At 41.9% G+C, this 22,719-nt stretch carries 23 protein-coding genes; 10 read left to right on the top strand and 13 right to left on the bottom strand.

Translation table 11 applies throughout. From position 1 onward, the window contains the following. Positions 1-10: 10 nt before the first annotated feature. From H9Y05_RS06345 to H9Y05_RS06305, 9 genes are all read right to left on the bottom strand, one after another. Complete coding sequence (locus tag H9Y05_RS06345) at positions 11-442, bottom strand: SRPBCC domain-containing protein (RefSeq protein WP_216713796.1); 432 nt, start codon at positions 440-442, stop codon at positions 11-13. 43 nt (positions 443-485) lie between these two features. After that, positions 486-989 carry an SRPBCC family protein gene (locus H9Y05_RS06340; RefSeq protein ID WP_216713795.1) on the bottom strand — a complete coding sequence of 168 codons (504 nt, stop codon included), beginning with the start codon at positions 987-989 and terminating at the stop codon, positions 486-488. Positions 990-1,001: 12 nt separating this feature from the next. Further along, positions 1,002-1,322 (bottom strand): ArsR/SmtB family transcription factor, encoded by a 321-nt coding sequence (locus H9Y05_RS06335; RefSeq protein WP_216713794.1) that lies wholly within the window; start codon positions 1,320-1,322, stop codon positions 1,002-1,004. A 274-nt stretch (positions 1,323-1,596) separates the two neighbouring features. After that, positions 1,597-2,217 (bottom strand): class I SAM-dependent methyltransferase, encoded by a 621-nt coding sequence (locus H9Y05_RS06330; protein WP_216713793.1) that lies wholly within the window; start codon positions 2,215-2,217, stop codon positions 1,597-1,599. A 24-nt stretch (positions 2,218-2,241) separates the two neighbouring features. Continuing rightward, complete coding sequence (locus H9Y05_RS06325; RefSeq protein ID WP_163490157.1) at positions 2,242-2,748, bottom strand: GNAT family N-acetyltransferase; 507 nt, start codon at positions 2,746-2,748, stop codon at positions 2,242-2,244. A 78-nt stretch (positions 2,749-2,826) separates the two neighbouring features. Beyond that, on the bottom strand, positions 2,827-3,216 hold the full coding sequence (locus H9Y05_RS06320; RefSeq protein ID WP_163490158.1) for a DUF1398 domain-containing protein: 390 nt from the start codon (positions 3,214-3,216) through the stop codon (positions 2,827-2,829). Positions 3,217-3,310: 94 nt separating this feature from the next. Further along, a complete protein-coding gene (locus tag H9Y05_RS06315; protein ID WP_216713792.1) occupies positions 3,311-3,805 on the bottom strand; it encodes a CPBP family intramembrane glutamic endopeptidase in 495 nt (164 codons plus the stop codon). 367 nt (positions 3,806-4,172) lie between these two features. Beyond that, positions 4,173-4,874, bottom strand: a complete 702-nt coding sequence (locus tag H9Y05_RS06310) for a transglutaminase-like domain-containing protein (protein ID WP_163490160.1) — start codon at positions 4,872-4,874, stop codon at positions 4,173-4,175. Between the two features lie 66 nt (positions 4,875-4,940). Then, entirely contained in the window at positions 4,941-5,741 is an 801-nt protein-coding gene (locus H9Y05_RS06305) for a helix-turn-helix domain-containing protein (protein WP_163490161.1), read from the bottom strand. 170 nt (positions 5,742-5,911) lie between these two features. Between H9Y05_RS06305 and H9Y05_RS06300 the strand changes: the two genes are divergently transcribed. Together H9Y05_RS06300 and H9Y05_RS06295 are read left to right on the top strand one after the other, a co-directional pair. Then, positions 5,912-6,463 carry a DUF1572 family protein gene (locus H9Y05_RS06300; protein WP_163490162.1) on the top strand — a complete coding sequence of 184 codons (552 nt, stop codon included), beginning with the start codon at positions 5,912-5,914 and terminating at the stop codon, positions 6,461-6,463. Between the two features lie 11 nt (positions 6,464-6,474). Then, positions 6,475-7,038, top strand: coding sequence for a uracil-DNA glycosylase family protein (locus H9Y05_RS06295; protein ID WP_216713791.1), 564 nt, complete (start codon positions 6,475-6,477; stop codon positions 7,036-7,038). A 5-nt stretch (positions 7,039-7,043) separates the two neighbouring features. On the opposite strand, the gene H9Y05_RS06290 is transcribed toward H9Y05_RS06295, so the two are convergent. Then, positions 7,044-7,949, bottom strand: coding sequence for a DUF72 domain-containing protein (locus H9Y05_RS06290; RefSeq protein WP_216713790.1), 906 nt, complete (start codon positions 7,947-7,949; stop codon positions 7,044-7,046). Between the two features lie 170 nt (positions 7,950-8,119). Between H9Y05_RS06290 and H9Y05_RS06285 the strand changes: the two genes are divergently transcribed. From H9Y05_RS06285 to H9Y05_RS06275, 3 genes are all read left to right on the top strand, one after another. Next, positions 8,120-9,337, top strand: coding sequence for a DUF6051 family protein (locus tag H9Y05_RS06285; RefSeq protein WP_216713897.1), 1,218 nt, complete (start codon positions 8,120-8,122; stop codon positions 9,335-9,337). 101 nt (positions 9,338-9,438) lie between these two features. Then, positions 9,439-10,365, top strand: coding sequence for a UDP-3-O-(3-hydroxymyristoyl)glucosamine N-acyltransferase (locus H9Y05_RS06280; RefSeq protein WP_216713789.1), 927 nt, complete (start codon positions 9,439-9,441; stop codon positions 10,363-10,365). Further along, on the top strand, positions 10,365-11,603 hold the full coding sequence (locus H9Y05_RS06275; RefSeq protein ID WP_216713788.1) for a PP2C family protein-serine/threonine phosphatase: 1,239 nt from the start codon (positions 10,365-10,367) through the stop codon (positions 11,601-11,603). Before H9Y05_RS06280 ends, H9Y05_RS06275 begins: the two co-directional genes overlap by 1 nt. Before the next feature lie 225 nt (positions 11,604-11,828). Here the strand turns inward: H9Y05_RS06275 and aspS are convergent, their stop codons facing one another. Then, positions 11,829-13,574, bottom strand: a complete 1,746-nt coding sequence (gene aspS / locus H9Y05_RS06270; RefSeq protein WP_216713787.1) for an aspartate--tRNA ligase — start codon at positions 13,572-13,574, stop codon at positions 11,829-11,831. 533 nt (positions 13,575-14,107) lie between these two features. Here aspS and H9Y05_RS06265 point away from each other — a divergent pair. From H9Y05_RS06265 to H9Y05_RS06255, 3 genes are all read left to right on the top strand, one after another. Beyond that, entirely contained in the window at positions 14,108-16,768 is a 2,661-nt protein-coding gene (locus tag H9Y05_RS06265) for a T9SS type A sorting domain-containing protein (protein ID WP_216713786.1), read from the top strand. Between the two features lie 80 nt (positions 16,769-16,848). Beyond that, complete coding sequence (locus H9Y05_RS06260) at positions 16,849-17,475, top strand: hypothetical protein (protein ID WP_216713785.1); 627 nt, start codon at positions 16,849-16,851, stop codon at positions 17,473-17,475. 62 nt (positions 17,476-17,537) lie between these two features. Further along, a complete protein-coding gene (locus H9Y05_RS06255) occupies positions 17,538-18,158 on the top strand; it encodes an outer membrane beta-barrel protein (RefSeq protein ID WP_163490169.1) in 621 nt (206 codons plus the stop codon). Positions 18,159-18,199: 41 nt separating this feature from the next. Here H9Y05_RS06255 and H9Y05_RS06250 read toward each other — a convergent pair whose 3' ends face one another. Further along, a complete protein-coding gene (locus H9Y05_RS06250; protein WP_163490170.1) occupies positions 18,200-19,123 on the bottom strand; it encodes a hypothetical protein in 924 nt (307 codons plus the stop codon). A 211-nt stretch (positions 19,124-19,334) separates the two neighbouring features. On the opposite strand from H9Y05_RS06250, the gene H9Y05_RS06245 reads away from it, so the two are divergent. Further along, positions 19,335-20,546 carry a C1 family peptidase gene (locus H9Y05_RS06245; RefSeq protein WP_216713784.1) on the top strand — a complete coding sequence of 404 codons (1,212 nt, stop codon included), beginning with the start codon at positions 19,335-19,337 and terminating at the stop codon, positions 20,544-20,546. Positions 20,547-20,614: 68 nt separating this feature from the next. Beyond that, the gene (locus tag H9Y05_RS06240; protein WP_216713783.1) at positions 20,615-21,946 is read left to right on the top strand and encodes a M43 family zinc metalloprotease; all 1,332 of its coding nucleotides are present in this window, start codon (positions 20,615-20,617) and stop codon (positions 21,944-21,946) included. A 66-nt stretch (positions 21,947-22,012) separates the two neighbouring features. Here the strand turns inward: H9Y05_RS06240 and H9Y05_RS06235 are convergent, their stop codons facing one another. Beyond that, positions 22,013-22,714 carry an SIR2 family NAD-dependent protein deacylase gene (locus H9Y05_RS06235; protein WP_163490173.1) on the bottom strand — a complete coding sequence of 234 codons (702 nt, stop codon included), beginning with the start codon at positions 22,712-22,714 and terminating at the stop codon, positions 22,013-22,015. Positions 22,715-22,719 lie beyond the last annotated feature (5 nt).

Raw genomic sequence — 22,719 nt, 5'->3', positions numbered from 1 at the left:
TTTTTTGTGTCTATTTAGGCTCAAAAGTCTTCGCAAGTGCTGTTTCCAATGCAGTCATTTTTTCATTCCAATACTCTTGAACTTCTTCCCTTTGCTGTTCATTCAACAGCTTTTCGTGGTGAAAACTGATGGTTGTCTTTTCCCCGTTATTCAAAACCCGCACCTGAACGGTTGATATATTCTCCCATCCGTTCTTCTTCCAACTCATCCGAACATGCGAATACGGCGTCAGGAGGCGGATCATGCCTTCCACACCTTCGTTGGTTTTGAACGGTTTTTTGATTTCCAACTCCTCCTCCAATGCTCCCAACCAGTGTTTTAATCCTTCTGCTGAAAACAGGAAATCCCACACCGCTTCCAGCGAATACGGAACCGTTTTTCGCAATCCGAACTGCCACCCGGCATCTTTTGTCAATCCGACAGGTTTATCAGGTATTTTCATGGCTTTTTTATGGTCTAAAATACAAAAAAGCTGTATTCTTTATTTATTTGCGGGATTGATTCAGTAAGTCCTCCAGGTTTTGCAGTCCCATTGTGAATCCTTCTTTGAATCCCATTTCGATCATCAATTCCAGGTCGGCAAGGCTGTCGTGTTTCAGTGTTATACTGACGGTCGTTATGCCGGTATCTTCCGTGAATTGATTCTCCCACACAGAGCGGGGTTTACCAGGGCTTTCCACTCCGTTTTCATCACAGAATGCATCCACCCAGGAAATGGATTGATTCGGTTGAATTGCCGTATAATCCGCTTTTGCCCAATGTTTTTCATTTTCAGGACTGACCATTGCATACAACCAGGTTCCACCTACCCGGAAATCCAACGATTTGGTTTCAGCCCGGTACGGTTTCGGTGCCCACCATTGATCGAGGATTTCTGCTTTGGTCCAGGCGTCCCACACCAATTGGAGACCGGCATTGAACGCACGTTTCACGTAAATCGTATTGTTTTCCTTATCGACGGAAAACGAAAATAACAGACTTGATTTCATTGTATTTGGTTTTTAGTTTTTATTCTTTTGAATGTTTGCCAGGTACCTATCCAGGTTCTCAAAACGATCTTCCCATAGTTTGCGGAACGGTTCCAACCACTGATCAATTTCTTTGATCTTGTCGATTTTGAGCTGGTAATAAATCTCTCTGCCGTTCTGTTGCTGATCAATTAATTCACATTCAGAAAGAATCCGCAGGTGTTTGGAAACCGCCTGCCGGGTTGTATCAAAATGTGCTGCAATCGCATTGGGTGTCATTGCCTGCATGGCGATGAGTGCAATGATTGCTCTTCTCGTCGGATCTGCTATGGCTTGAAAAATATCTCTTCTCATGTTTGTCAACAATTAAAATGTGAATCCGTTTGATTGCAAATATATGCGCAACTTTTCGGTTTCGCAAATTTTTCTCCTATTTTTTTATCCCTTTACATCATTCTAATTGTTTTGTAAAAGGCCCTCGTAATCAATGTCATGCTGTCCCTTTTTTCTACCGGATCATTTTAAAACGGAATAACAGCCGGTAATCACTCCTCCGGGGACTTCAGCTTTACTTATTTGTATGAGATTTAAAAATGGGAAATTCTCTGACCCCACAGTGGTTCTTGTCTTACCGCTTCTGAAAACTGCAAAACACAAAATTTTGCGTCGTATTAAATGGTGTAGAGTGGTCTGTTGTGATGCATGTTATTTTCTGAAAGTAGCTGCTAAACAGCCTGGTCATCGTCGTTTCAGAATATTGCCGGATGTCAATTCCGCTACATTTTTTAGGTCCTTGCTCCGAAAAGGAGCCTATGATCATTACTCCATCTGGCGTGATTGCCGTTGAAGCTGTCTGGATGTATTTTTCAACCTCAGCATCTTTGGTCAGAAAGTGAAATGCTGCGCGGTCGTGCCAACAATCGTAAGTTATTTCCGGTTGAAAATCAGCAACATCGGAAACGATCCATTTTACATCCTTTGCTCTTTCTCCCAATCGCTGTTTGGCCCGTTCAATGGCTGTTTCAGAAATATCGAGCACCGAAACATTCCGGTATCCCAGTTCGAGCAGGTGGTCGACTAAAAAGCTATCTCCTCCTCCAATATCAATGATTTTTGCCGTCAGTGGAATCTCCAGTTGCTGAAAAAAATCCAATGACGTCACAGGGGTTGGCTGGTACCAACTCACCTCACTTAATGCTTTCGTTTGGTAGATTGTTTCCCAGTGCTTTTTTCGTTCGATGTGTTCCATTTCCTGATCTGTTTTTCTTAAAAATTATTTACCGGACAATACTTTTTCAAATGCCTTGCGTGCACTGCCGCGAAAATACACTTCACCACAATAGGTATAGCCCAGCCGATCAATGATTTTCAACATCGGAACATTGTCAAAGTTGGTATCTATTTTGATGCTGAACACATTATTTTGTACACACAGATCTTCTATTATTTGAAAGAATTGTGTTGCAATTCCCTTTCCTTTCGCAAGCGGTGAAGCAGCTACCCGGTGCAGCACCATGTAATCTCCTTCAGTCAGCCATTTTCCTTCAATGTTCTCATACGCCGGTTCTTTGTCGAATATAACCGCGGCGTAGAGCAAAATGGTACCATTATCTTCCAGTACATAAGCAGATCCATTGTATATGTCGTTACGAATACTGTTTTCATTGGGGTATCCATCCTGCCATTGCTGACTGCCGTCTGCTTTTCGCTGCGCAATGGCATACTGAAGAATTTCCCAGATTACCGGGACTTCCGTTATTGTTGCTTTTCTTAACTGCATCTTTTATTATACAATGTCCGATAAAAATAACAATCCTTTTCCGTCTCACCTGCATTGTTACCTTGTTTATTTCCTGTTTTACCGGGGAATAACCTCCATCAACAGAAGGGTTCCTCCTTTGTCAACATACGTACAAGTCATTTCATCCATACACACCAGCCATTTTTCAACACCAGCATTTGCTGCGTCCCTACAAAATGTCGGATAGTCTGTTTTTCCCTGCTGGTGTGCTTTGAGATCATTGGTGAATTGGTTCATGTCCGACATTTCCGCAATATTCAATGCTGCATATTTCGCCGGGGCAATTGCTGTATATCCCTTTTCTCCGAAATAGTCCGTATGTCCGTCCGTTACATATGTTTCATAACGGGTCACACCCAATGTTTTGAATTCCTGGATGTATGCAGGGAAATCTGCTCCTGATTTTACCTTGCTATGGGCCTCCTGTATTTGTTCGATGGTAAACATGATTCCGTTGATTTTTAGTGTCAAACGATCCGGTAAAGATACATCTGAGAAATCAATTTATGCATGTGTATCCACTCATTTTTTCCCTTAATGGTTACTTTCTAACCCATTGTTTGTTCCATGTCAACAATAGCAGGACAAAGAGGATCACACACATCAATGCGGCAAGATTGATCTGGATGATAAATGCATGAATCGTCGCGGCAACGAGGATTGATTTTGTCCGGAAAACAGCCAGTGTCAGTAAAAAGGAAAAAACAATGCAGAACGCGAAGAAAATCCAGAAGCCTCCGTACTGATCAAAATTGTTGAACACCAGAAGGTGCCAGACGCTCCAGAAAACTCCTGAAAGAATGCTTTTAAAAACAACGTTCAGCTTTCCCAGGCTATCAATCAGGTAACCTCTCCATGCGTACTCTTCCATGATATTGTAAACAAGGGCGAAAGCACAAAACAATAATGCCCACAGGTGGCGGTTTACTTCATAATCGTTGCCCATTCCGTATATGCCATAGCACACAAACAAGACAGCCGGAAACAAAAGACTTTTTATTCCTTTGTCACCTAACAGTGTAATGGACTGTTTCACACCGCTGAATTGATAAAACAGCAACGCCACAATTAATGTGACTAATCCGTGGTTGAAATTAAATGAAAACGGATGTCGGTAATCTTTTCTAACAGCAGATTTAACACGTTGGGAAGTTTTCGGGCTAAAAAAGTTCCTCCGAGCACGATTCCATAAAACAAAACGATTCTCAACCAATTTATTTCCTTTACCTGTTTCGTTAGATTCATAATTGTATCCTGTTAGCGAGTTTAATTTCCTGGTTTTTATCACTTGCCGGTTTTTTACCGAAAAATGATTCCTGCAGTTGTGTGCTAAGATATAAAAACATTGAATAAAAAAAGTCTTTTGCATGAAACGGCATGGCAACAATATCATTGGCAGGCAATCAATACCCCTTCCTTATTCTTGCTACATTTTTATTCATCTTATGCCGTACAATATTTCTGAACATCCATTTCTTCAACGGGCTGAGTTCTTGTTGATGTTGTGCATAGAATGCATCCGGCGTATCAAATACACCAAAATCCTGATTGATTCCTTTGTCCTGGATAAATGTGTTGTTCATATTCCAGTCTACAGGTGGATTTTTAAAGTTGTCCGTATACACCCCATAACCGCAAAATGTGGTCTTACATTCGTTGTTTCTATCCTGCAAGCGAGTCAGATACGCGCTGTCAAGAATCACTCCTTCCAGAAAGTACCATTGATCGTTTACCAGCACTTCTACCCAGCTGTGCAGGATGTTTTTTGGAGAAAGCAAGTACCAGATCCCGGTAATCGCTCCTTTCTGCAATTCCTTGTTAATTGTAAATCCATGAATTCGGTTGGGAACTCCCGCCGCTCTTAAAAGTGCCATGAGCAATGTTGCTTTTGTATTGCATTGTCCATAGCCGTCTTTCAGCACTTCGGATGCAGAAATATCATCCGCACGATTATAACCGAATTGAATTTCATCGCGGACAAAATTATACACCGCTTTTATGCGGTCAACCGGTGCGGGAAGGTTCCATTGTCGTTCATGTACAAGTTGTTGAATCAATGGATTTGAATAATCCAGTATCCGTGTTTCTTTCAGGTACTTGTTCATTTTATAATGTGTTATTATTTGGAACAAAGATGAGTAGTACTGTGGTAGCAAACTTGTATAAACCGGCTATTTTAGGCTTGTAAGAATTTTTGGGGAAAGCCCGAAGGTTTCTGTAAATGTTCGTGTATAATGAGAACTATCCGTGAAACCAAATTGATGGGCTGTTTCCGTGATGGAATGTTCTTTCAGATACGAAAGTGATTTTACCAACCGGTTCCACAGCTGATAACGTCTGAAATTTAACCGGGTTTTCTCTTTGAACAAATGTAGAAACCTGGTTTGTGAAAGGTGGCAAACATCAGCTATTTCCTCTAACGATACAACGCGGTCAAAATTGTCTTCGAGGTACTGAACGGACTTGTAAATCCGATCGTCTCCAAAGTGAATTGCCGATTCGCAGTCGCATTGATACCCCTGAAGATAGGATTTTAACCTCCGAACAAATACTGTGAATGCATCCTGTGACAAAAGGTAATCATCAAATGCCTGGTGCAGAGTGTTATTCAGCTCTTTTTTCAGGCAAGTGATCTCCGTTGTTCCATAGTCATTCAACAAATGGTGACCAATCATGCTTGCTGGGTTAATAAGCACAATAAGAGTTGGTTTTTCGCAGTAAAACCGATGTGGTACATTGCTGTTAATCCAACTGGAAACATACGTGTTTTCGGTGCCTGTGGCGTCTGTTATCAACAGGGATGATTCAGAAGCAACACTGATTTGCAGTGCATAATGTTTGTGCAACTTGTTATCATTCAGTTGCCCGACAAACACTCCCCAATTGTTTTCGATGTACAGTTTATTGTGAAACATATAATTGATTGCCCGGTAAAATGATCCGAATAAGACCTGTTGACGAAAATAGAACATTTTATGACACCTAAACAAACTGTATTCATCAAAAAGGAAAAATCTGCATCTGTTTCCGTTCGGTATTTTTTCCGTTCTTTGTAAGAACAGCCCCCAACATCCGGGCTAAGCTCTGAAGAGATTGCTGAAAAACAGTCGTAGGATTGTTAAACACGTTAAAACCAATTAGTATGGAAGATTACCTCGAAAGTGTAAAAAAACAATTCCTGTACTACAAGATGCTGGGAGAAAAAGCCATGGACCAGCTACAGGAAGAACAATTATTCTGGCAATACAACAGTGAAAGCAACAGCATTGCGATCCTGGTTAACCACATTACCGGCAATATGCTGTCCCGGTTCACTGATTTCCTGACAACGGACGGTGAAAAGCCCTGGCGCAACCGGGATGCAGAATTTGTGAACCCGTTCCACAACAAGGGTGAATTAATGGAGCGTTGGAACACAGGATGGAGTTGCCTGATGAACGCATTGAATCAATTGAAAAAAGAAGACCTGGAACAAATTGTCTATATCCGCAACGACGGACATACCGTTACAGAGGCAATTAACCGTCAACTGGCACATTATCCCTATCACATTGGTCAGTTGGTACTCATTGCCAAAATGTTGCAGAATGAGCACTGGAAAACCTTGTCCATTGCCCGGAATCAATCAGCTGATTACAACAATCGGAAATTTTCACAGGACAAAGACAGAAGACATTTCACGGAGGATTTATAATACTTGGTCGTATGCTCATTCATCACCGCTTCGCTCATCGTCTGCTTTCTAAAACGGCACGCATTGTACTTGTGGGAACGTTCAATCCTGAAACTCCGGAAAATACAGCGGACTTCTTTTACGGAAGGGTACAAAACCACTTGTGGACATTACTTCCGGGAGCATTCGGGCATTCTTCGCTGAAAAAAAAGGGGAAAGAGGAAAAGGAACAGTTCATGCACCGGTACAAGATTGAGTTTACAGACGTTATCACAGCTGTAGAAGTAGAAAAACCGGATGATTACCGCGACGATTACATTGACGGGTGTGTTGTGGAATGGACCGATGTGATCGGGCAACTTCAGGAATTACCGGATCTGGAAAAGGTGTGTGTTACCCGGAAAAGCTTCTCCGGAATCCCGCACATCCGCAAGCGGTTACAGGAAATTGAGTCGTATTGCCACGAACATGGTATCTGTTTTCACTACCTCATCACTCCTGCACGGGGATATACTGCTGCAAAGCAGGTTGAATGGGATGCATTTTTTAACGGTTCATTGCATAAGTCCTCCCCCTTTATCCCCTCCAAAGGATAACACAATCAAAACAGCGACATCTGATCGCTTTCACTTTCTTCTCCCGGTTTTTGCGGAACGTGCAATGAAAGCCCCAGTTCGTTGTTCAAGCGCCGGATAAAATATGCTGCCAGTAAAGGAGACTCCAGTTCCACATTCTGGTGAACGAAAAAGTACAATTGCTGCAACCCCTGTTCCCGCCATTGTTTGATTCGTTCGACCCAGTCATCCAGTCGCTGTTTGTCGGATGGATGATTCGCTCCTACATAACGGATAAATGCTGTCGGGCTGGTCAACCGCATGTGCAACATGTCTCTTCTTCCAGCCGTATCGACAATGGTATTTGTCATCCCTTGTTCTTCCAACAGGGAGCAAAATTTTTGCAGTGTTTCCGGATCTGAAAACCAGACTTCATTCCGCACTTCTACCGTCAGGGGTATTGCTTTGGGGAAATTCTCCAGTACCCCCCGTAAGCGTTCAAAATCCTTCGGGTGAAAATTCTCATGTAGCTGCATGAATGCCATTCCCAGCTTTTCCTCAAAATTACTGACCGCATCACAAAAATTTTCTACCGGTTCCTGTACATTAATCAGGCGTCGGTAATGTGTAATGAGGTCGGTCACTTTCGGAAAAAACTTAAATCCTTCGGGGGTTTTATTTTTCCAGGTGATCACCTGTTTCCAATCCGGCATTTTGTAAAACGTGGCATTAAGTTCGATGCTGTTGAACTGGCGGGAATAGTAGGTCAATTCATCTTTAATTCCCTTCGGGTAAAACCCTTTGAGGTCGGTTTTATTCCACTTGGCACACCCCACATAGACTTCAAACGGTGCTTCATTCCGATAGTGGCTCAATACCCGTTTTGTCTCCGGGTTATCTGCAGGGAAGGTAAAATCTACTTCGCCAGGATTCTCAACTTTTCCGAATTTCATACTTTTTGCCTCCTATTACCTACAAAGAAAGTAAAAACTTCCCGAAATTGAAAGGCGGCTTTTTCTGTCACACCACATACTATTTGAATGATTTTAACGTTGTAGAAGAAGGTGATTTACACAACAACAGACTAAACAGTATTCATTTTCCAACAATTGAAAACACTACCATGCATTATTACCAGTTACACCAATTATTGAAGCATTCATTTGAACTTCCCGGAACGCAGAAAAACATTCCTGAACTAAACATTTCCATTACACATGCTGATTTTACTTCCGAAGATGCCAAGTACTTTCTTCCCGGAAGCAATTTGCTGTATTGCAAAGAACATCAGATCTATTTTGAAGAAGCCACCGTTAAAGGTAAAACACTCCTTGAAACATCTGATTTTAACATTGAATGCAACAAGCAGTTTCAATACCACATCGTTCAGGATATTTCTGTTGAACAAGCAACAGGTATAGTCATCATGTTTCACGGGTTGAATGAAAAAAAGTGGGACAAATACCTGCCCTGGGCGTGTGAAATAGCCCGGCAAACGAAAAAAGCGGTTGTGCTTTTCCCGATCGGATTTCACATGGACAGAGCTCCGGAAGTGTGGAGTCTCCGAAATGAAATGTATACCGTTGCCCAAAAACGAAAAAACGATTACATTGATAATTCCGACTGTTCATACGTGAATGCTGCCATCAGCTCCCGTCTGGAAGAAAACCCGCAACGGATCTTCTGGTCAGGTTTACAAACCTACTGCGATGTAATCCGTTTGGTTTATGCAATTCGAAAAGGGAACGTAGGCGGCATCTCCTCCCATGCTTCCTTTGACTTGTTCGGGTATTCCATCGGATCATTTTTGTCCATGATTTTACTGATGGCCAATCCGAAAGGAATTTTTTCCAATTCCAAATTATTTTGTTTTTGCGGAGGAATGACCATCGACAGAATGTATCCTATTTCCAGGTACATTATGGATTCCCGGGCAGCAATTGCCATGCAGAAGTCATTTACCGAACTATTGAGTACTGATTTTTCCAATGATGCACGTCTGGCGCATTACCAAAACAGTAGTGAACACAAAAACGAAAGTTGGTTTAAAACCATGCTGCGCTATAATTTCTACCAGGAAGACCGTGAAAACCGGATCAAAGAATTACAACATCAGATTAAATCGCTGGTGTTGAAGCAAGACCGGGTAACACCACCCATCGAAGCACTCAACACATTAAAAGGAGGATACCGGGACATCCTTGTCGATGTGCAGATTGAAGATTTTTCACATCCCTATTCACATATGGTTCCGTTTCCCCTCGCCACCAAACACGCTGTCGAAGTCGACCGGTCTTTTGCTGTATTTACACAATCTGTTTCGGTGTTTTTGAGTAAGTAAGAGCATGTCTCCTATCAACAATCAATAGGGGATAACATTGTTCCACCCGCTTTCAGGGCGTATCATTTCATTCTATTTTTGTGTATAAACAACACCATTTTATGAGATTGGACAAGACATATACCGTAAAAGAGATTGCCGGATTGATTAATTGCACCTTTTCGGGAGATGAAAATCACCCGGTGACCGGAATCAATGAAATTCACAAGGTTACACATGGCGACCTGGTATTTGTCGACCATCCGAAGTATTACGATAAAGCATTAAAAAGTGCAGCGACAACGATTCTGATCGATAAGGAAGTAGAATGTCCGGAAGGAAAGGCATTGATCATCTCTACTGCTCCGTTTGATGATTACAACCGCCTTACACGGCATTTTTGTCCTGTTATTGACCAATCTGAAACAGTTGGAATCAATACGGTGATCGACCCTTCTGCTGTAATTTATCCGAATGTATTTATCGGCAACAATGTACGTATCGGTAAGAACTCCCGTATTCTTCCGGGAGCTGTGATCATGGACCGTACAATTATTGGTGACCATGTGATCATCGGACCGAACACCACCATCGGCCACAATGCGTTTTATTACAAGCGAAAACCGGAAGGTTACGACAGAATGCATACCTGCGGATGGGTGGAAATTCACGATCGCGTGGAAATTGGCGCAAACTGTACCATTGATGCCGGTGTTTCGGGAAATACCGAGATTGGTGAAGGGACAAAAATCGACAACATTGTACACATTGGTCACGACACGGTGATCGGAAAAAACTGTCTGCTTGCTGCGAATGTTGGTTTAGCAGGATGTGTCACGGTGGAAGACCGTGTAATTCTTTGGGGGCAGGTGGGTTGTGCTTCGGACATTGTCATCGGCGAGGGAGCAATTGTATTGGCCCAATCGGGAATTGCAAAAAGCCTGGAGGGAGGAAAAACCTACTTTGGAAGTCCGTGTGGTGAAGTAAAATTAAAGTTCCGGGAATTGGCCGCATTGAGGCGATTACCTGAATTATTGGAACGCATGTAATGTACGACAAACGAATAAATGACCTGGAAATACAGTTGTTTCAGAAGGAGTTTAAGCTCAACTCCCTTCTTGAGATTACGACGGCCATTAATGCAAATTCCGGGGTAGACCGGCTGCGGGAGATTTATTCGTTTATCCTGAAAGAACAACTGGGGTTTTCCCGGTTTATCCTGTTTACGCGACAGGACGAAAATCAATGGGATTTACTGATCAAGAAAGGGGTGCGGGGAAAATTGCTGGACATTGATGTCCAGCAAGAACTGGCACGGTTCCGGGAAATTACCTTCATTGCATCCTCTTCTTCGGAAGTGCTCCGGACATTTGATATTGTTGTACCGGTTTTCCACAAAGAAATGCCCCTGGCGTACCTATTGCTGAAGGTCAACACACCCATTGATTTTTACCAGGAAGATACGCACAACAACCTTGGATTTATCCAAACGTTAACCAATATCATCGTCGTTGCTATTGAGAATAAACTAATGGCCAAGCAACGGGTAATCCAGGAGCGCATCAAAAAAGAGCTGGAAGTGGCGAGTGAAATGCAGAAACTGCTCTTCCCTTCCGATCTGCCCTCCAACAAGCAAATGGACATTTCCGCCAAGTATATTCCACGTCACGAAGTAGGAGGTGATTATTATGATTTTATACCACTTGGAAACAATGAATTCATCATGTGTATCGGTGATGTTTCCGGAAAAGGAATCGGGGCGGCAATGTTGATGGCGAATTTTCAGGCAACACTTCGAACCTTGTTCATATATCAACGGTATGACCTGGAGTTCCTGGTGACGGAATTGAACGAAAAAGTCATGGAAAGTGCCAAAGGAGAAAAATTTATTACCTTTTTTATCGCGCATTTCAATGCAGAAACGCGGTTATTGAAGTATGTCAATGCGGGACACAATCACCCGATTCTTACAACCGGGAAAGAGGTGACCATGCTCAAAGAGGGAACAATTGGTTTGGGAATGCTGGATGAATTGCCTTTTATTAATATCGGAGAAGTTACCTTAAAGCCCAATACAACCCTTATTTCCTATACAGACGGCGTTGTAGAGCTTGAAAACAGAGAGGAAACGCAATTCGGGCTGGAACGACTCATTAAAACAGTACATTCCTTTTATCCGCTAAGTATGGAAGACATGAACAACCTGATTTTCTCAAAACTGGATGAATGGCGGGGAGAATTACCGCTTGTTGATGACACGGCGGTATTTGCCTGCCGGTTTTTTTAATCATTTATTTCAACTGCAAGCCTGTTTTTGAACCACATAGGTTATATAGGTGCATAGAAAATGTTTGTAGTAGATTTAGTGACACATAGCAGCTAACTCCGTCAGCTGGGTTGATTGCTGATGATCTGGTTAAAGTGTTGTATTCCCTCTTTTATTTTCTATGTGGTTATAAAAAGAAAAACACTGACAGTTGCCAGTGTTTCCTTATCAATTATATCTTTCCAATTATCCGATTGAAATACCTAATTCTTTTAATTGATCCGGGTTAATCGGTGACGGTGCATCGATCATCACATCTCTTCCTGAATTGTTTTTAGGGAATGCAATGTAATCGCGAATCGAATCGGACCCGCCCATTGTCGCCACCAGGCGATCTAATCCGAATGCAAGTCCTCCGTGTGGCGGAGCTCCGTATTCAAACGCATTCATCAGGAATCCGAATTGGTTTTGTGCTTCTTCTTTTGTAAATCCTAATAAATCAAACATCTGAGACTGTAATTCTCTATCATGAATACGAATGGAGCCTCCTCCTAATTCCACTCCGTTCATTGCCAAATCGTATGCATTTGCACGAATTTTTCCGGGATTGGTAGTAATCAGGTGGAAATCTTCTTTCTTCGGAGATGTAAACGGGTGGTGCATTGCAAAATAACGTTGTGCATTCTCATCCCATTCCAACAACGGGAAATCCAATACCCACAGAGGTTTAAACACGTTCGGGTTTCTCAATCCCAGTTCATTCCCCATGTGCAGACGCAGTTCATTCATCTGCTTACGCACTTTGTCCGTTCCTCCGCAAAGAACGAGTAATAAATCACCTTTTTCTGCTCCGGCTAATTTTCCCCATTCGGCTAAATCCGCTTCCGAAAAGAATTTATCTACCGATGATTTAATTGTTCCGTCGCTATTGAATTTTACATAAATCAACCCGGTCGCTCCAATTTGAGGGCGCTTTACCCAATCCGTCAGTGCATCCAATTGCTTTCTGGTGTATTCTGAGCAGTCTTTGGCATTGATGGTCAAAATGGTTTCAGCATTATCAAACACCGGAAACCCTTTTCCTTTTGCAATACCTGACAAATCCACGAATTCCATTCCAAAACGAATATCCGGTTTGTCCGACCCGTATGTTTCCATTGCTTGTTCATACGTCATTCGAGGGAATTCCCCTTCAAATTCAACTCCACGAACGGTTTTGAATAAGTGTTTTACCAATCCTTCAAACGTGTTGAGAATGTCTTCCTGCTCTACGAATGACATCTCACAGTCGATTTGCGTAAATTCCGGTTGACGATCTGCGCGTAAATCTTCATCCCGGAAACACTTTACAATCTGGTAATACCGATCAATTCCCGATACCATCAACAATTGCTTAAATGTTTGCGGGGATTGTGGCAATGCATAAAACTGTCCTTCGTTCATGCGGCTCGGTACAACAAAGTCGCGGGCTCCTTCCGGAGTAGATTTAATCAAAACAGGTGTTTCCACATCCATGAACCCCTGGGCATCCAGGTATTTTCTGGTTTCCAGTGCAACCTTATTGCGCAATGTCAATTTCTGCAGCACCGGGTTTCTTCTGATGTCCAGGTAGCGGTATTGCATTCTCAGTTCATCACCACCGTCCGTCTCATCTTCGATGGTAAACGGAGGAAGTTTGGATGCATTCAACAGCGTTAATCCTGTTACTTTTAGCTCAACTTCTCCCGTAGGAATATTTTTGTTCTTACTTGCCCGTTCGATCACTTCTCCCGTCACCTGAATCACAAACTCACGTCCTAACTTGCGTGCTTGTGCTGTCAAATCCGCATTTTCAACTTCGTTGAATGCCAACTGTGTAATTCCGTAACGATCCCGCAAATCAACAAAGGTCATTCCTCCTAAATCTCTTGATTTTTGTACCCATCCGGAGAGGGTAACCGTTTGTCCAATGTGTTCGATGCGCAATTCGCCGCACGTATGTGTTCTGTACATGGTATTTTCTATTTGTTGCAAAGGTAAAAATAAGATTGAGAAGATTTAGCAATTGGAAAAGGATGGTTTAAAAAGCATTGTAAATAAGGGTTACTTCGAACAGGGTGTCGAACCATAGTATTTGATGCCATTGTTTTTGAAAAGACGCCTCTAATCGTAGTCTTTTTTTCTCATTTCTTCAGCACCGGTTTTATTGCCTGATAAAAAGGCTTTACCAAGTGTACTCGATTTTCAACCAACCGATAAAAAGAGGGGGGTCGGTTATTTAAACCGTGTATTAACTGTTTATTTTTGCGCCCTGTAATGTAAGATGAAACACATCGCATTGGTGTTTTCACCTGATTAAAATAGGCTTTCCTTTGTAAAGCGGGAAGTATAATTTTACTGTTAATTAAACAATAGACATATGAATCACTATTACCAAAACGTTTTCACAAAATTCTCAAGTAGAATGGATGTTTCAACATGGGCAATCAATCCTACTTCAGCGTTGTGAAACACTAAATTTTATCTATCAATTATTTAATTTCTTTATGAACAAAATTATTTTTATCGTTGCGAGTTGCATCGCCTTATTGTCTAAGGCCCATGCGCAGTATCAAACGCATTGGGGGAAATCCATCACTTCTTCGGATGATTTTAGGGTAACGGATATGTGTGTAGACAATTCCGGAAATGTCTACACCATTGGTACATTTGATGGTATAATGGACTTGGATCCGGGGCCAGGTGTATATAATGTAACTGGACCATTTAATATTAGTCGTTCTCACGCGTTTCTTCAAAAACTGGATGCCTCCGGAAATTTTGTGTGGGGAAAATTAATTCCGATGAATGACGCTCCTTCTTTCCGAATGAATATTGCTGTGGACAATCAGCAAAACGTTTACTGTTCGGGAAATTTCGCAGGAACAGTCGATTTTGATTTAGGCCCGGGTGTTCATTACCTGACACAACGTTCCAATTACCGGGATCAGTTTTTGTTGAAACTAAATGCAACCGGGGACTTCGTGTGGGTAAAACAATGGGGTGCTACCGGAGTTTTTGGTGCCTATGGTAGTCAGCTGACCGTTGATAACAATGGAAACATTCAATTACTGGGTCAATTTGTAGGAACCATTGATCTTGATCCGGGAGCGGGCGTAAGCAATTTTACATCTACAAGCCTTAACCATTCCTCCATCGTGAGCCTCAATTCGAACGGAGACTTTTTATGGGCACGTTACTTGCCTGCGTTTGCAAAATCGATCGCACATACCTCTACGAATGAACTACTGATAACAGGCTATTTTACAGACACTGTGGATTTTGATTTGGGGGCAGGTGTTCACAATATGACAGCCGGTGGTACACAAGACGGATATGTATTAAAATTAACCAACAGCGGAGATTTTGTATCGGTTGGAGCCTTTGTCGGCAATATTTATCCCCGTGAAATCGCTGTAGATATAAATGATAACATCCTGATTTGTGGTTATTTTAATACTGCTGTAGACTTAGATCCAAGTTCAGCGGTTCATAACTTAACGACTACAGCAACAGCTGCATTTATTGTTAAATTAAATGCTTCCGGTGGATTTATGTGGGGTAAAAACCCGAACTCTCCTAATCCTTCCAATGGGTCGTTTGTGACCACAGATAACAACGGAAATGTATACATGGTTGGTGCAATAGGTGATTCTACGGCTTTCAATCCGGGCATTTCTCCTGCTATTTTCACAAATAGTGGTAGTTCAGATGCATACATTGTTAGTTTTCTTCCGGACGGAACAATTAATTCCGCAATAGGATTCGGAAGTATTACTGTTGACGCTTGTTTTGCAGTAGGTGTTCACAAAGCAACAGGAGATTTATATCTGAACGGAACGTTTACCAACAACATGAACATTGATTTTAGTGGTGGAAACATGCCGTTATTTACTTCCGAACGCGCCTGTTTTACGCTTAAAATTTCACCCGAATGTAATCCTGTAACAAGTACAGATATGCGCTCGGAATGCGCTCCTTTTGTCTGGATAGACGGCAACACATACAACACGAATAATATGACTGCTACGTATACCATTACAGGAGGTGCTGCCAATGGATGTGATAGTATCGTTACGCTGAACCTGACGATCAGACAACCTTCAGCTTCTTCAACAACAGTGACGGAATGTGAGCAATATACATGGACGGCAAACAACCAGACATATACCGCTTCCGGGACATACACACATGTCATTCCAAACATGGACAACTGTGATTCAACCATCACACTGAACCTGACGATCAAACAACCTTCTGCTTCTTCAACAACAGTGACGGAATGTGAGCAATATACATGGACGGCAAACAACCAGACATATACCGCTTCCGGAACATACACACATGTCATTCCAAACATGGACAACTGTGATTCAACCATCACACTTAACCTGACGATCAAACAACCTTCAGCTTCTTCAACAACAGTAACGGAATGTGAGCAATATACGTGGACGGCGAACAACCAGACATATACCGCTTCCGGAACATACACACATGTCATTCCAAACATGGACAACTGTGATTCAACCATCACACTGAACCTGACGATCAAACAACCTTCTGCTTCTTCAACAACAGTGACGGAATGTGAGCAATATACGTGGACGGCGAACAACCAGACATATACCGCTTCCGGAACATACACACATGTCATTCCAAACATGGATAACTGTGACTCAACCATCACATTGAACCTGACAATTCATTCGGTAAATGCAGTTATTATAGTAAGTGGAACTTCATTGACAGCCAATCAATCCGGTGCGACATACCAATGGATTGATTGTGATAACAGCAATTCCCCTGTTCCGGGAGCAACATCTCAATCGTTTACTCCAACAGCAAATGGAAATTATGCTGTCCGGGTCACATTCAATAATTGTACGGAAACCTCTGACTGTATCGCTGTAAGTTCCGTTGGAATTGAATCGCTGCAACAAGAGAACTGGAGTGTTTACCCCAATCCGTCTAACGGTCTATTTACGGTTTCTTCATCATTCGAATTGAATAACCATGTTATAGAAGTCTATTCTGCATTGGGAGAGCTGGTTTACAGTGAAATCCTTTCCGGAAAGAGTCTGCTCATTGATTTGAGAGAACAACCATCCGGTATGTACACAATACGTGTAAACAAGCACCAGCATTTCAGAATAGGTAAGTTTTAGGTAAAGTTTAACAACAGACAAAGCTGCTTTATACTATAGAGCAGCTTTTGTTTTTGGACAATTTCTATTATTTTTATGGCATGAAACGTCTGAACATTCTTATGTGTGCTGTTTTATCTTCCACTCTTCTTTTTGCGCAGGAGCATGATGAAAAAACACATGAAATCGGCTTGTTTGTATCACCGGGAACCTATTTTCTCACCGGACCGGCATTATTAGGTCCGATTAAATACAATTACAGCATTTCATTCGGTGCTTTTTACCAGCAACCACTTTCTAACCATTTTATGTGGCGATTGGGAGCAACCGGAACTTATGAAATATCCGGAAGTGATATACTGATTAACGGAAACCCAGGAAAATCAACATTTACAACGTTTATTCTTGAAATTCCCCTTCAATTTCAATACATCGTCAATCCACAAAATAACCTGCAATTTTACACCGGTCTGGGCATCGGAATTCGGAGAGAGTTTTACACCCGGAATAAGATCTCCCAGGACGAAAACACATCTATGGCTGAGTACAGAAACAATCAATTACGCTTAGAATACATGCCTGCATTTTTTGTAGGGTTAAACTACCGGACAAGCGATTACTTCTCTATCTATTTGCAACCGGAGTATCGCATTGCAGGTATCTCCTCCTTCAGTAACGCGATCCGGCACGGAATAAATGTACAATTGGGGCTTATCTATCGGTTATAGTTGGAAAAAGCAAGTATTTGGCTTATCTTTATGCCTTTTTACCGAAAAAATTTTTCTCCATTATGAAACACGTTGTAATCATTACCTACTGTTTATCGTTTATTTTTTCTACTACATGGGGACAAGAAAAACCAAAACAAACGAATGAGATCGGGGTTTATGGCGGAATCGGTTTTAACCGGATTACAGCCGACGGAGCGGTCGTCAATTTAGCTTACAAGGTTAATAATCAAAAAAACACTGTCGCTTCTTTTGGTCTTTTTTACGCACATTCTTTCCGTCCGTTTGCCAAATTGAGAGTCGGGGCCGCAGGAACATACATGTTTGGTAACGATTTCACGGAAACAAGTAAACACACTTCTTTTCACGTAGAAGTTCCCGTACAGTTTCAATACATCTTAAATCCCGAAAACAAAATTCAGGTATATTTTGGAATCGGGGTGAGCATAAACAGGTGGTTTTATACCACGATAAAAACCAACAATATTCCTGACAATACGAAAAGAAATGCAAAAGCAGGTCTGGAAGCGATTCCTGTTGTTTTACTGGGAATGAATGCACGTGTGAGCGAACATGTTTCCATCTTCCTGCAACCGGAATACCGTCCGATGGCAATTTCAGGGAAAAGCAATGTGCGGTTGAAGAATTTCATTGCACATGTAGGGGTTTCCTATCAGCTATAAAAAAGCCGGCTGGTTACCGGCTTCTCATTCGTTCTGTGTGATTATTCCACAATTGGTTTCAATCCTCTCAATCCCATATCTACCGGGTAATCTCCTGCTCCCGGCTCGTACAATCCATCCTGGTTATCATCGTACCATTCAAAGCTTTTGTTGGTAGAGAATGACATCGTCATTGTTATATCCTGTGTTTCATTCCCGGTAATTACAAGCGGTGTATTAAAATTTCCGGTAACAATACACGATCCCGGAGGAATCGGGCTGGTATTGTGAAGCGGGTTCACCACTGTTGTTCCGGCAGCTTGCCCGTTGATAACGATGCCAAAGTCTTCAAATGCCCAGTATCCCTGCAGTTTATTCGCATTGATCGTTTCACTCATGCTGCGAATGGTGTGTGTTTTAATGTATGTATTCCAACCGACAAATGATGCCAAACGTCCGGTTGATACAATGTTCTGGTACTTGTATTTCAGATCAAAATTCTGATACGTCACCGAAACACGGAGCCATTCATATGATCCGGCAGCAATATTCTTCAACGGGATTTTAGCAAATACTTCCCCGTTTCCTTTGATCACTGCGTTATCAAAATCCGCCGCCATTGATCCGCCGGCCGTCGTTTCTTTACCTCTGTAGATAATTTCACCGGTTTGAAGGGCAGTCCATTGATTCGGAGCCAATTCAATGTAGTGTGCACTCATGGAATGAAACTTCGGAGATTGGGCAGAATGGTTAGCGGGAATTGTAGCCGGTTGCCCGAAATTGTCCAGCCGTGGTTGCAGGGAGTCGAATTCCAGTTTTACAATCAGGTAAGGACCTGTTTCCGTTGGCTGGGCATACTCACAGGATCCGTCATCTTTTTTTGCTTTGCTATTGTAATTAAGAGCTGTTTCATCTGTACATCCTTCCTTCTTACACGAAAAGATCAATGCAGAAGTCATAACAGAGAGAAAAAATAAGTGTCTCATAAGTTTTTGTTTTAAGTTGCAACAAATATACTATCAATCTGTTAAACGAACAAAAGGATGAAAAATTTAACGAAAACCTTTTTTTATTTTTATTTTGTTTCTTTCCGAAAATGAAACTTCGGGATCTCACAAGTGAAGTTGTCAATTATTTTTTTTCTATTTTTGAACGGCTTACATAAAATCCCTGTGATTTTATTAATTGAAATACATCATGAAAAAAATTACTTTATCCTTATTTTTATTCCTTTCCGTTTCGGGAATCAATGCACAGTTTTCATATACAGAACCTGTAAAAAATGCCCCTGACAGTGATTATAAATTCACCAAAATTGCCCGTTTAGACGCAACGCCGGTTGAAAGTCAGGGACAGGCAGGTACTTGCTGGAGTTTTTCCGCTTTGTCCTTTTTTGAATCGGAATTAATGCGATTGGGAGTGAAAAACCCTGATTGGTTATCAGAAATGTATGTTGTCAGAAAAGCATACGAAAGCAAAGCAGAGAAATACATTCGAATGGATGGAAAAATCAATTTCTCACAAGGCGGGGCATTCCACGATATTCCGTTTGTAATCAAAAAATATGGTATTGTTCCACAAGAAATCTACAAAGGATTGAATTATGGTTCTGATACGCACAACCACACGGAATTTTTTAATGCATTGGAAGGAATCGTACAAGGTGTGTCGAAAAGAAGTGGAAACACACCGCTTTCTCCTGCATGGAAAACAGCCGTAAATGCCGTATTGGATGCTTATCTGGGACCTGACATCAAAGAGTTTGAATGGAAAGGAAAGAAATATACACCGAAGTCTTATGCAACTGCAATCGGGTTGAACATGGATGATTATGTTTCGCTGACTTCCTTTACCAATCACGAATTGAACAAAGTTTGTATGTTGGAAATCCAGGATAACTGGGCATGGGGAACTAGTTATAATGTTTCGCTGGATGATCTTTTCAGTGCAACGGAACAAGCGCTCAGAAACGGCTATACTGTAGCATGGGGAGCGGATGTTTCTGAAAAAGGATTCTCATTCAGCAATGGATTGGGAATTGTTCCGGAAGATCCTTCTACTATTCAGGTAAAAGGAAAAGATAACTCCAACTTTTCCGACGGAGGAGCAGAGCGTACCTCTAACGCCTTTAAAACACCTGTAAAAGAGTTGACGATAACTACAGAATTGCGACAAGAAGGATACGACAACAAAACAACAACCGATGACCACGGAATGCACATTGTCGGTTTGTTCAAAGATCAAAACGGAACAAAGTATTTCCTGGTGAAAAACTCGTGGGGAACCGGAAATTACCCGGAAGGATATTTATACGTTTCCGAAAGTTATTTCAAGTATAAAACGATCAACATTTACCTGCACAAAGATGGTTTATCAAAAGAATTAAAGAAAAAGTTGGCGATTAATTAATTCTTTTCCAACCTGTTTATAACTCAAACCGTTTTAAACAAAGAATTAATCGAAAATAATACCTAAACATGAAAAACAAGCTCCTTTTCCTTGGGTCTGTTGCACTATCAATGAGTGCAGTAGCTCAGAATGTGACGACACAGCGATGTGCAACGGTGGAATACATGAACTACCGTGAATCCAAACAACCCGGATACATTCAATCTACGGTGGATGTATTCAATGCGGCGAAAGCATCCAAAAGCGGAAACATTGCCAAATCGGATGAAATGTATACCATCCCTGTTGTCGTGCACGTTGTATACAATACGGCGAACCAAAACCTGCACGATTCAGTGATTCATGACCAGATTCGCATCTTAAATGAAGATTTTAACCGGCTAAATGCCGATTCTGTTAACATGCGCGCCGTTTTTCAACCGTATGTCGGATCCGGGAACATTCAATTTAAACTTGCGGAATTGGATCCGAATGGGAATCCTACTTCCGGAATTACCCGAACACAAACAACAGTAGGGTCGTTTATGGACGCCATGGGATTCTTCACAGGAGATATGTCATCCATGGAGAAAGTAAAATCAACTGCTGATGGCGGGATGAATCCATGGAATCAGTCGCGTTACCTGAATATCTGGATTTGCAATATGGCTGTTAGTTTTGGCGGAAGTGAGATTCCTATGTTGATGGGATATGCCACTCCTCCGGACGGACTTTCAAACTGGCCGGCAGGTTCTGTACAAGGGTTAAGTGACGGAGTTGTAATACAATACCAGGCATTCGGAAGCAACAACCCGAATCCGTTAGATGTACAGGGACAATCGTTTGTTGTAAAAGGACGAACGGTAACACACGAAGTAGGTCATTACCTGGGGCTTCGGCACATTTGGGGAGACGGAGACTGTACACAGGATGACGGGATTTCTGATACGCCAAACGCCAATGCGCAATCTGACCAGGATTGTAATACCACTAAAAATACGTGTGTGGATAATATCGGCGGGGTCGATTTACCGGATATGGTTGAAAACTACATGGATTATTCCGCAGAAGATTGCCAGAATTCATTTACTGTCCAACAAATGAACTTGATCCGCGCTGTACTCGAAAACGAGCGGTTTGACCTCATTAACAACAATAACGCTTTGGGCATCAAAGACAAGGGAACAATGATGGTAAGCTTATATCCTAACCCTGCCAACACAAGTGTTACATTAAAAAGTGATACATCAATGGATGGTGTCATCTTAATTACAGATATCAATGGGAAAGTTGTTCAAACAACCACCCCCAACGGCCTGGAAACAACAATTGATATAAGTAAGTTGCAAAACGGTGTCTACCAGGTTGCTATAGAAAGCAATACTGCAGGAAAAACCGTCATCAGAATGGTGAAAATCTAATTGAGGTAACATAAAATACGATCAAAAGGAGGGTGAAAAAAGATTCACCCTCCTTTTTTAATGTTTTCATTTTTCACTGAACAACTCCATAATGTTTTTCATTCCTTCTGCTGCTCCTGTTTTAAGTACTGTGAAGTGTTGGGGAACGTTGAGTTCCGCTGCATTCGGGTCAATCAAAAAACACCGGCAATCAGGCGATGTGTAATGAATCAAACCGGCTGCAGGATATACGTTTAACGATGTGCCGATAACAACAAAAACAGTTGCTTTCTGAATGATTGCACGCGCCTTTTCATAATTCGGAACCTCCTCTCCGAACCAAACCACATGAGGGCGAAGCGGATAACCCTCCTCACACACATCTTTTTTAAGGTCCAGACTCCCGCTTACAGGATAGTACTTTTCTTCCTGCCGGGGTCCGCTACTCTTCGCCTGCATAATATTTCCGTGCAGGTGAATTACCTGTTTACTCCCTGCACGTTCGTGCAAATCATCAATATTTTGAGTAATAACAATTAATGCATGGTCCGATTCCCACATTGCGATTGCGAGATGTGCCTCATTCGGCATCGATTTTCTGATATTTTCACGTCTCAGGTTGTAAAAATGCTGAACTTTATCCGGATTAGCTTTCCAAGCATCAGGAGTTGCAACCTCTTCTATTTTGTAGTTTTCCCAAAGCCCCCCGGAGTCTCTAAACGTAGCTATCCCGCTTTCTGCGCTTATTCCAGCTCCACTGAAAACAACAATCTGCTGTTTGTTTTTCATGTATT

The sequence above is a fragment of the Taishania pollutisoli genome (assembly GCF_014518315.1).
Taxonomy (GTDB): Bacteria; Bacteroidota; Bacteroidia; order Flavobacteriales_D; family Crocinitomicaceae; genus Taishania; species Taishania pollutisoli.
This window is presented reverse-complemented; position numbering and strand designations above follow the sequence as displayed.

What these genes read in the sequence shown, in the direction of transcription:
- H9Y05_RS06345 (WP_216713796.1), bottom strand. Translation starts at nt 442, where the DNA reads ATGAAAATACCTGATAAACCTGTCGGATTGACAAAAGATGCCGGGTGG.
- H9Y05_RS06340 (WP_216713795.1), bottom strand. Translation starts at nt 989, where the DNA reads ATGAAATCAAGTCTGTTATTTTCGTTTTCCGTCGATAAGGAAAACAAT.
- H9Y05_RS06335 (WP_216713794.1), bottom strand. Translation starts at nt 1,322, where the DNA reads ATGAGAAGAGATATTTTTCAAGCCATAGCAGATCCGACGAGAAGAGCA.
- H9Y05_RS06330 (WP_216713793.1), bottom strand. Translation starts at nt 2,217, where the DNA reads ATGGAACACATCGAACGAAAAAAGCACTGGGAAACAATCTACCAAACG.
- H9Y05_RS06325 (WP_163490157.1), bottom strand. Translation starts at nt 2,748, where the DNA reads ATGCAGTTAAGAAAAGCAACAATAACGGAAGTCCCGGTAATCTGGGAA.
- H9Y05_RS06320 (WP_163490158.1), bottom strand. Translation starts at nt 3,216, where the DNA reads ATGTTTACCATCGAACAAATACAGGAGGCCCATAGCAAGGTAAAATCA.
- H9Y05_RS06310 (WP_163490160.1), bottom strand. Translation starts at nt 4,874, where the DNA reads ATGAACAAGTACCTGAAAGAAACACGGATACTGGATTATTCAAATCCA.
- H9Y05_RS06305 (WP_163490161.1), bottom strand. Translation starts at nt 5,741, where the DNA reads ATGTTCTATTTTCGTCAACAGGTCTTATTCGGATCATTTTACCGGGCA.
- H9Y05_RS06300 (WP_163490162.1), top strand. Translation starts at nt 5,912, where the DNA reads ATGGAAGATTACCTCGAAAGTGTAAAAAAACAATTCCTGTACTACAAG.
- H9Y05_RS06295 (WP_216713791.1), top strand. Translation starts at nt 6,475, where the DNA reads ATGCTCATTCATCACCGCTTCGCTCATCGTCTGCTTTCTAAAACGGCA.
- H9Y05_RS06290 (WP_216713790.1), bottom strand. Translation starts at nt 7,949, where the DNA reads ATGAAATTCGGAAAAGTTGAGAATCCTGGCGAAGTAGATTTTACCTTC.
- H9Y05_RS06285 (WP_216713897.1), top strand. Translation starts at nt 8,120, where the DNA reads ATGCATTATTACCAGTTACACCAATTATTGAAGCATTCATTTGAACTT.
- H9Y05_RS06280 (WP_216713789.1), top strand. Translation starts at nt 9,439, where the DNA reads ATGAGATTGGACAAGACATATACCGTAAAAGAGATTGCCGGATTGATT.
- H9Y05_RS06275 (WP_216713788.1), top strand. Translation starts at nt 10,365, where the DNA reads ATGTACGACAAACGAATAAATGACCTGGAAATACAGTTGTTTCAGAAG.
- aspS (WP_216713787.1), bottom strand. Translation starts at nt 13,574, where the DNA reads ATGTACAGAACACATACGTGCGGCGAATTGCGCATCGAACACATTGGA.
- H9Y05_RS06265 (WP_216713786.1), top strand. Translation starts at nt 14,108, where the DNA reads ATGAACAAAATTATTTTTATCGTTGCGAGTTGCATCGCCTTATTGTCT.
- H9Y05_RS06260 (WP_216713785.1), top strand. Translation starts at nt 16,849, where the DNA reads ATGAAACGTCTGAACATTCTTATGTGTGCTGTTTTATCTTCCACTCTT.
- H9Y05_RS06255 (WP_163490169.1), top strand. Translation starts at nt 17,538, where the DNA reads ATGAAACACGTTGTAATCATTACCTACTGTTTATCGTTTATTTTTTCT.
- H9Y05_RS06250 (WP_163490170.1), bottom strand. Translation starts at nt 19,123, where the DNA reads ATGAGACACTTATTTTTTCTCTCTGTTATGACTTCTGCATTGATCTTT.
- H9Y05_RS06245 (WP_216713784.1), top strand. Translation starts at nt 19,335, where the DNA reads ATGAAAAAAATTACTTTATCCTTATTTTTATTCCTTTCCGTTTCGGGA.
- H9Y05_RS06240 (WP_216713783.1), top strand. Translation starts at nt 20,615, where the DNA reads ATGAAAAACAAGCTCCTTTTCCTTGGGTCTGTTGCACTATCAATGAGT.
- H9Y05_RS06235 (WP_163490173.1), bottom strand. Translation starts at nt 22,714, where the DNA reads ATGAAAAACAAACAGCAGATTGTTGTTTTCAGTGGAGCTGGAATAAGC.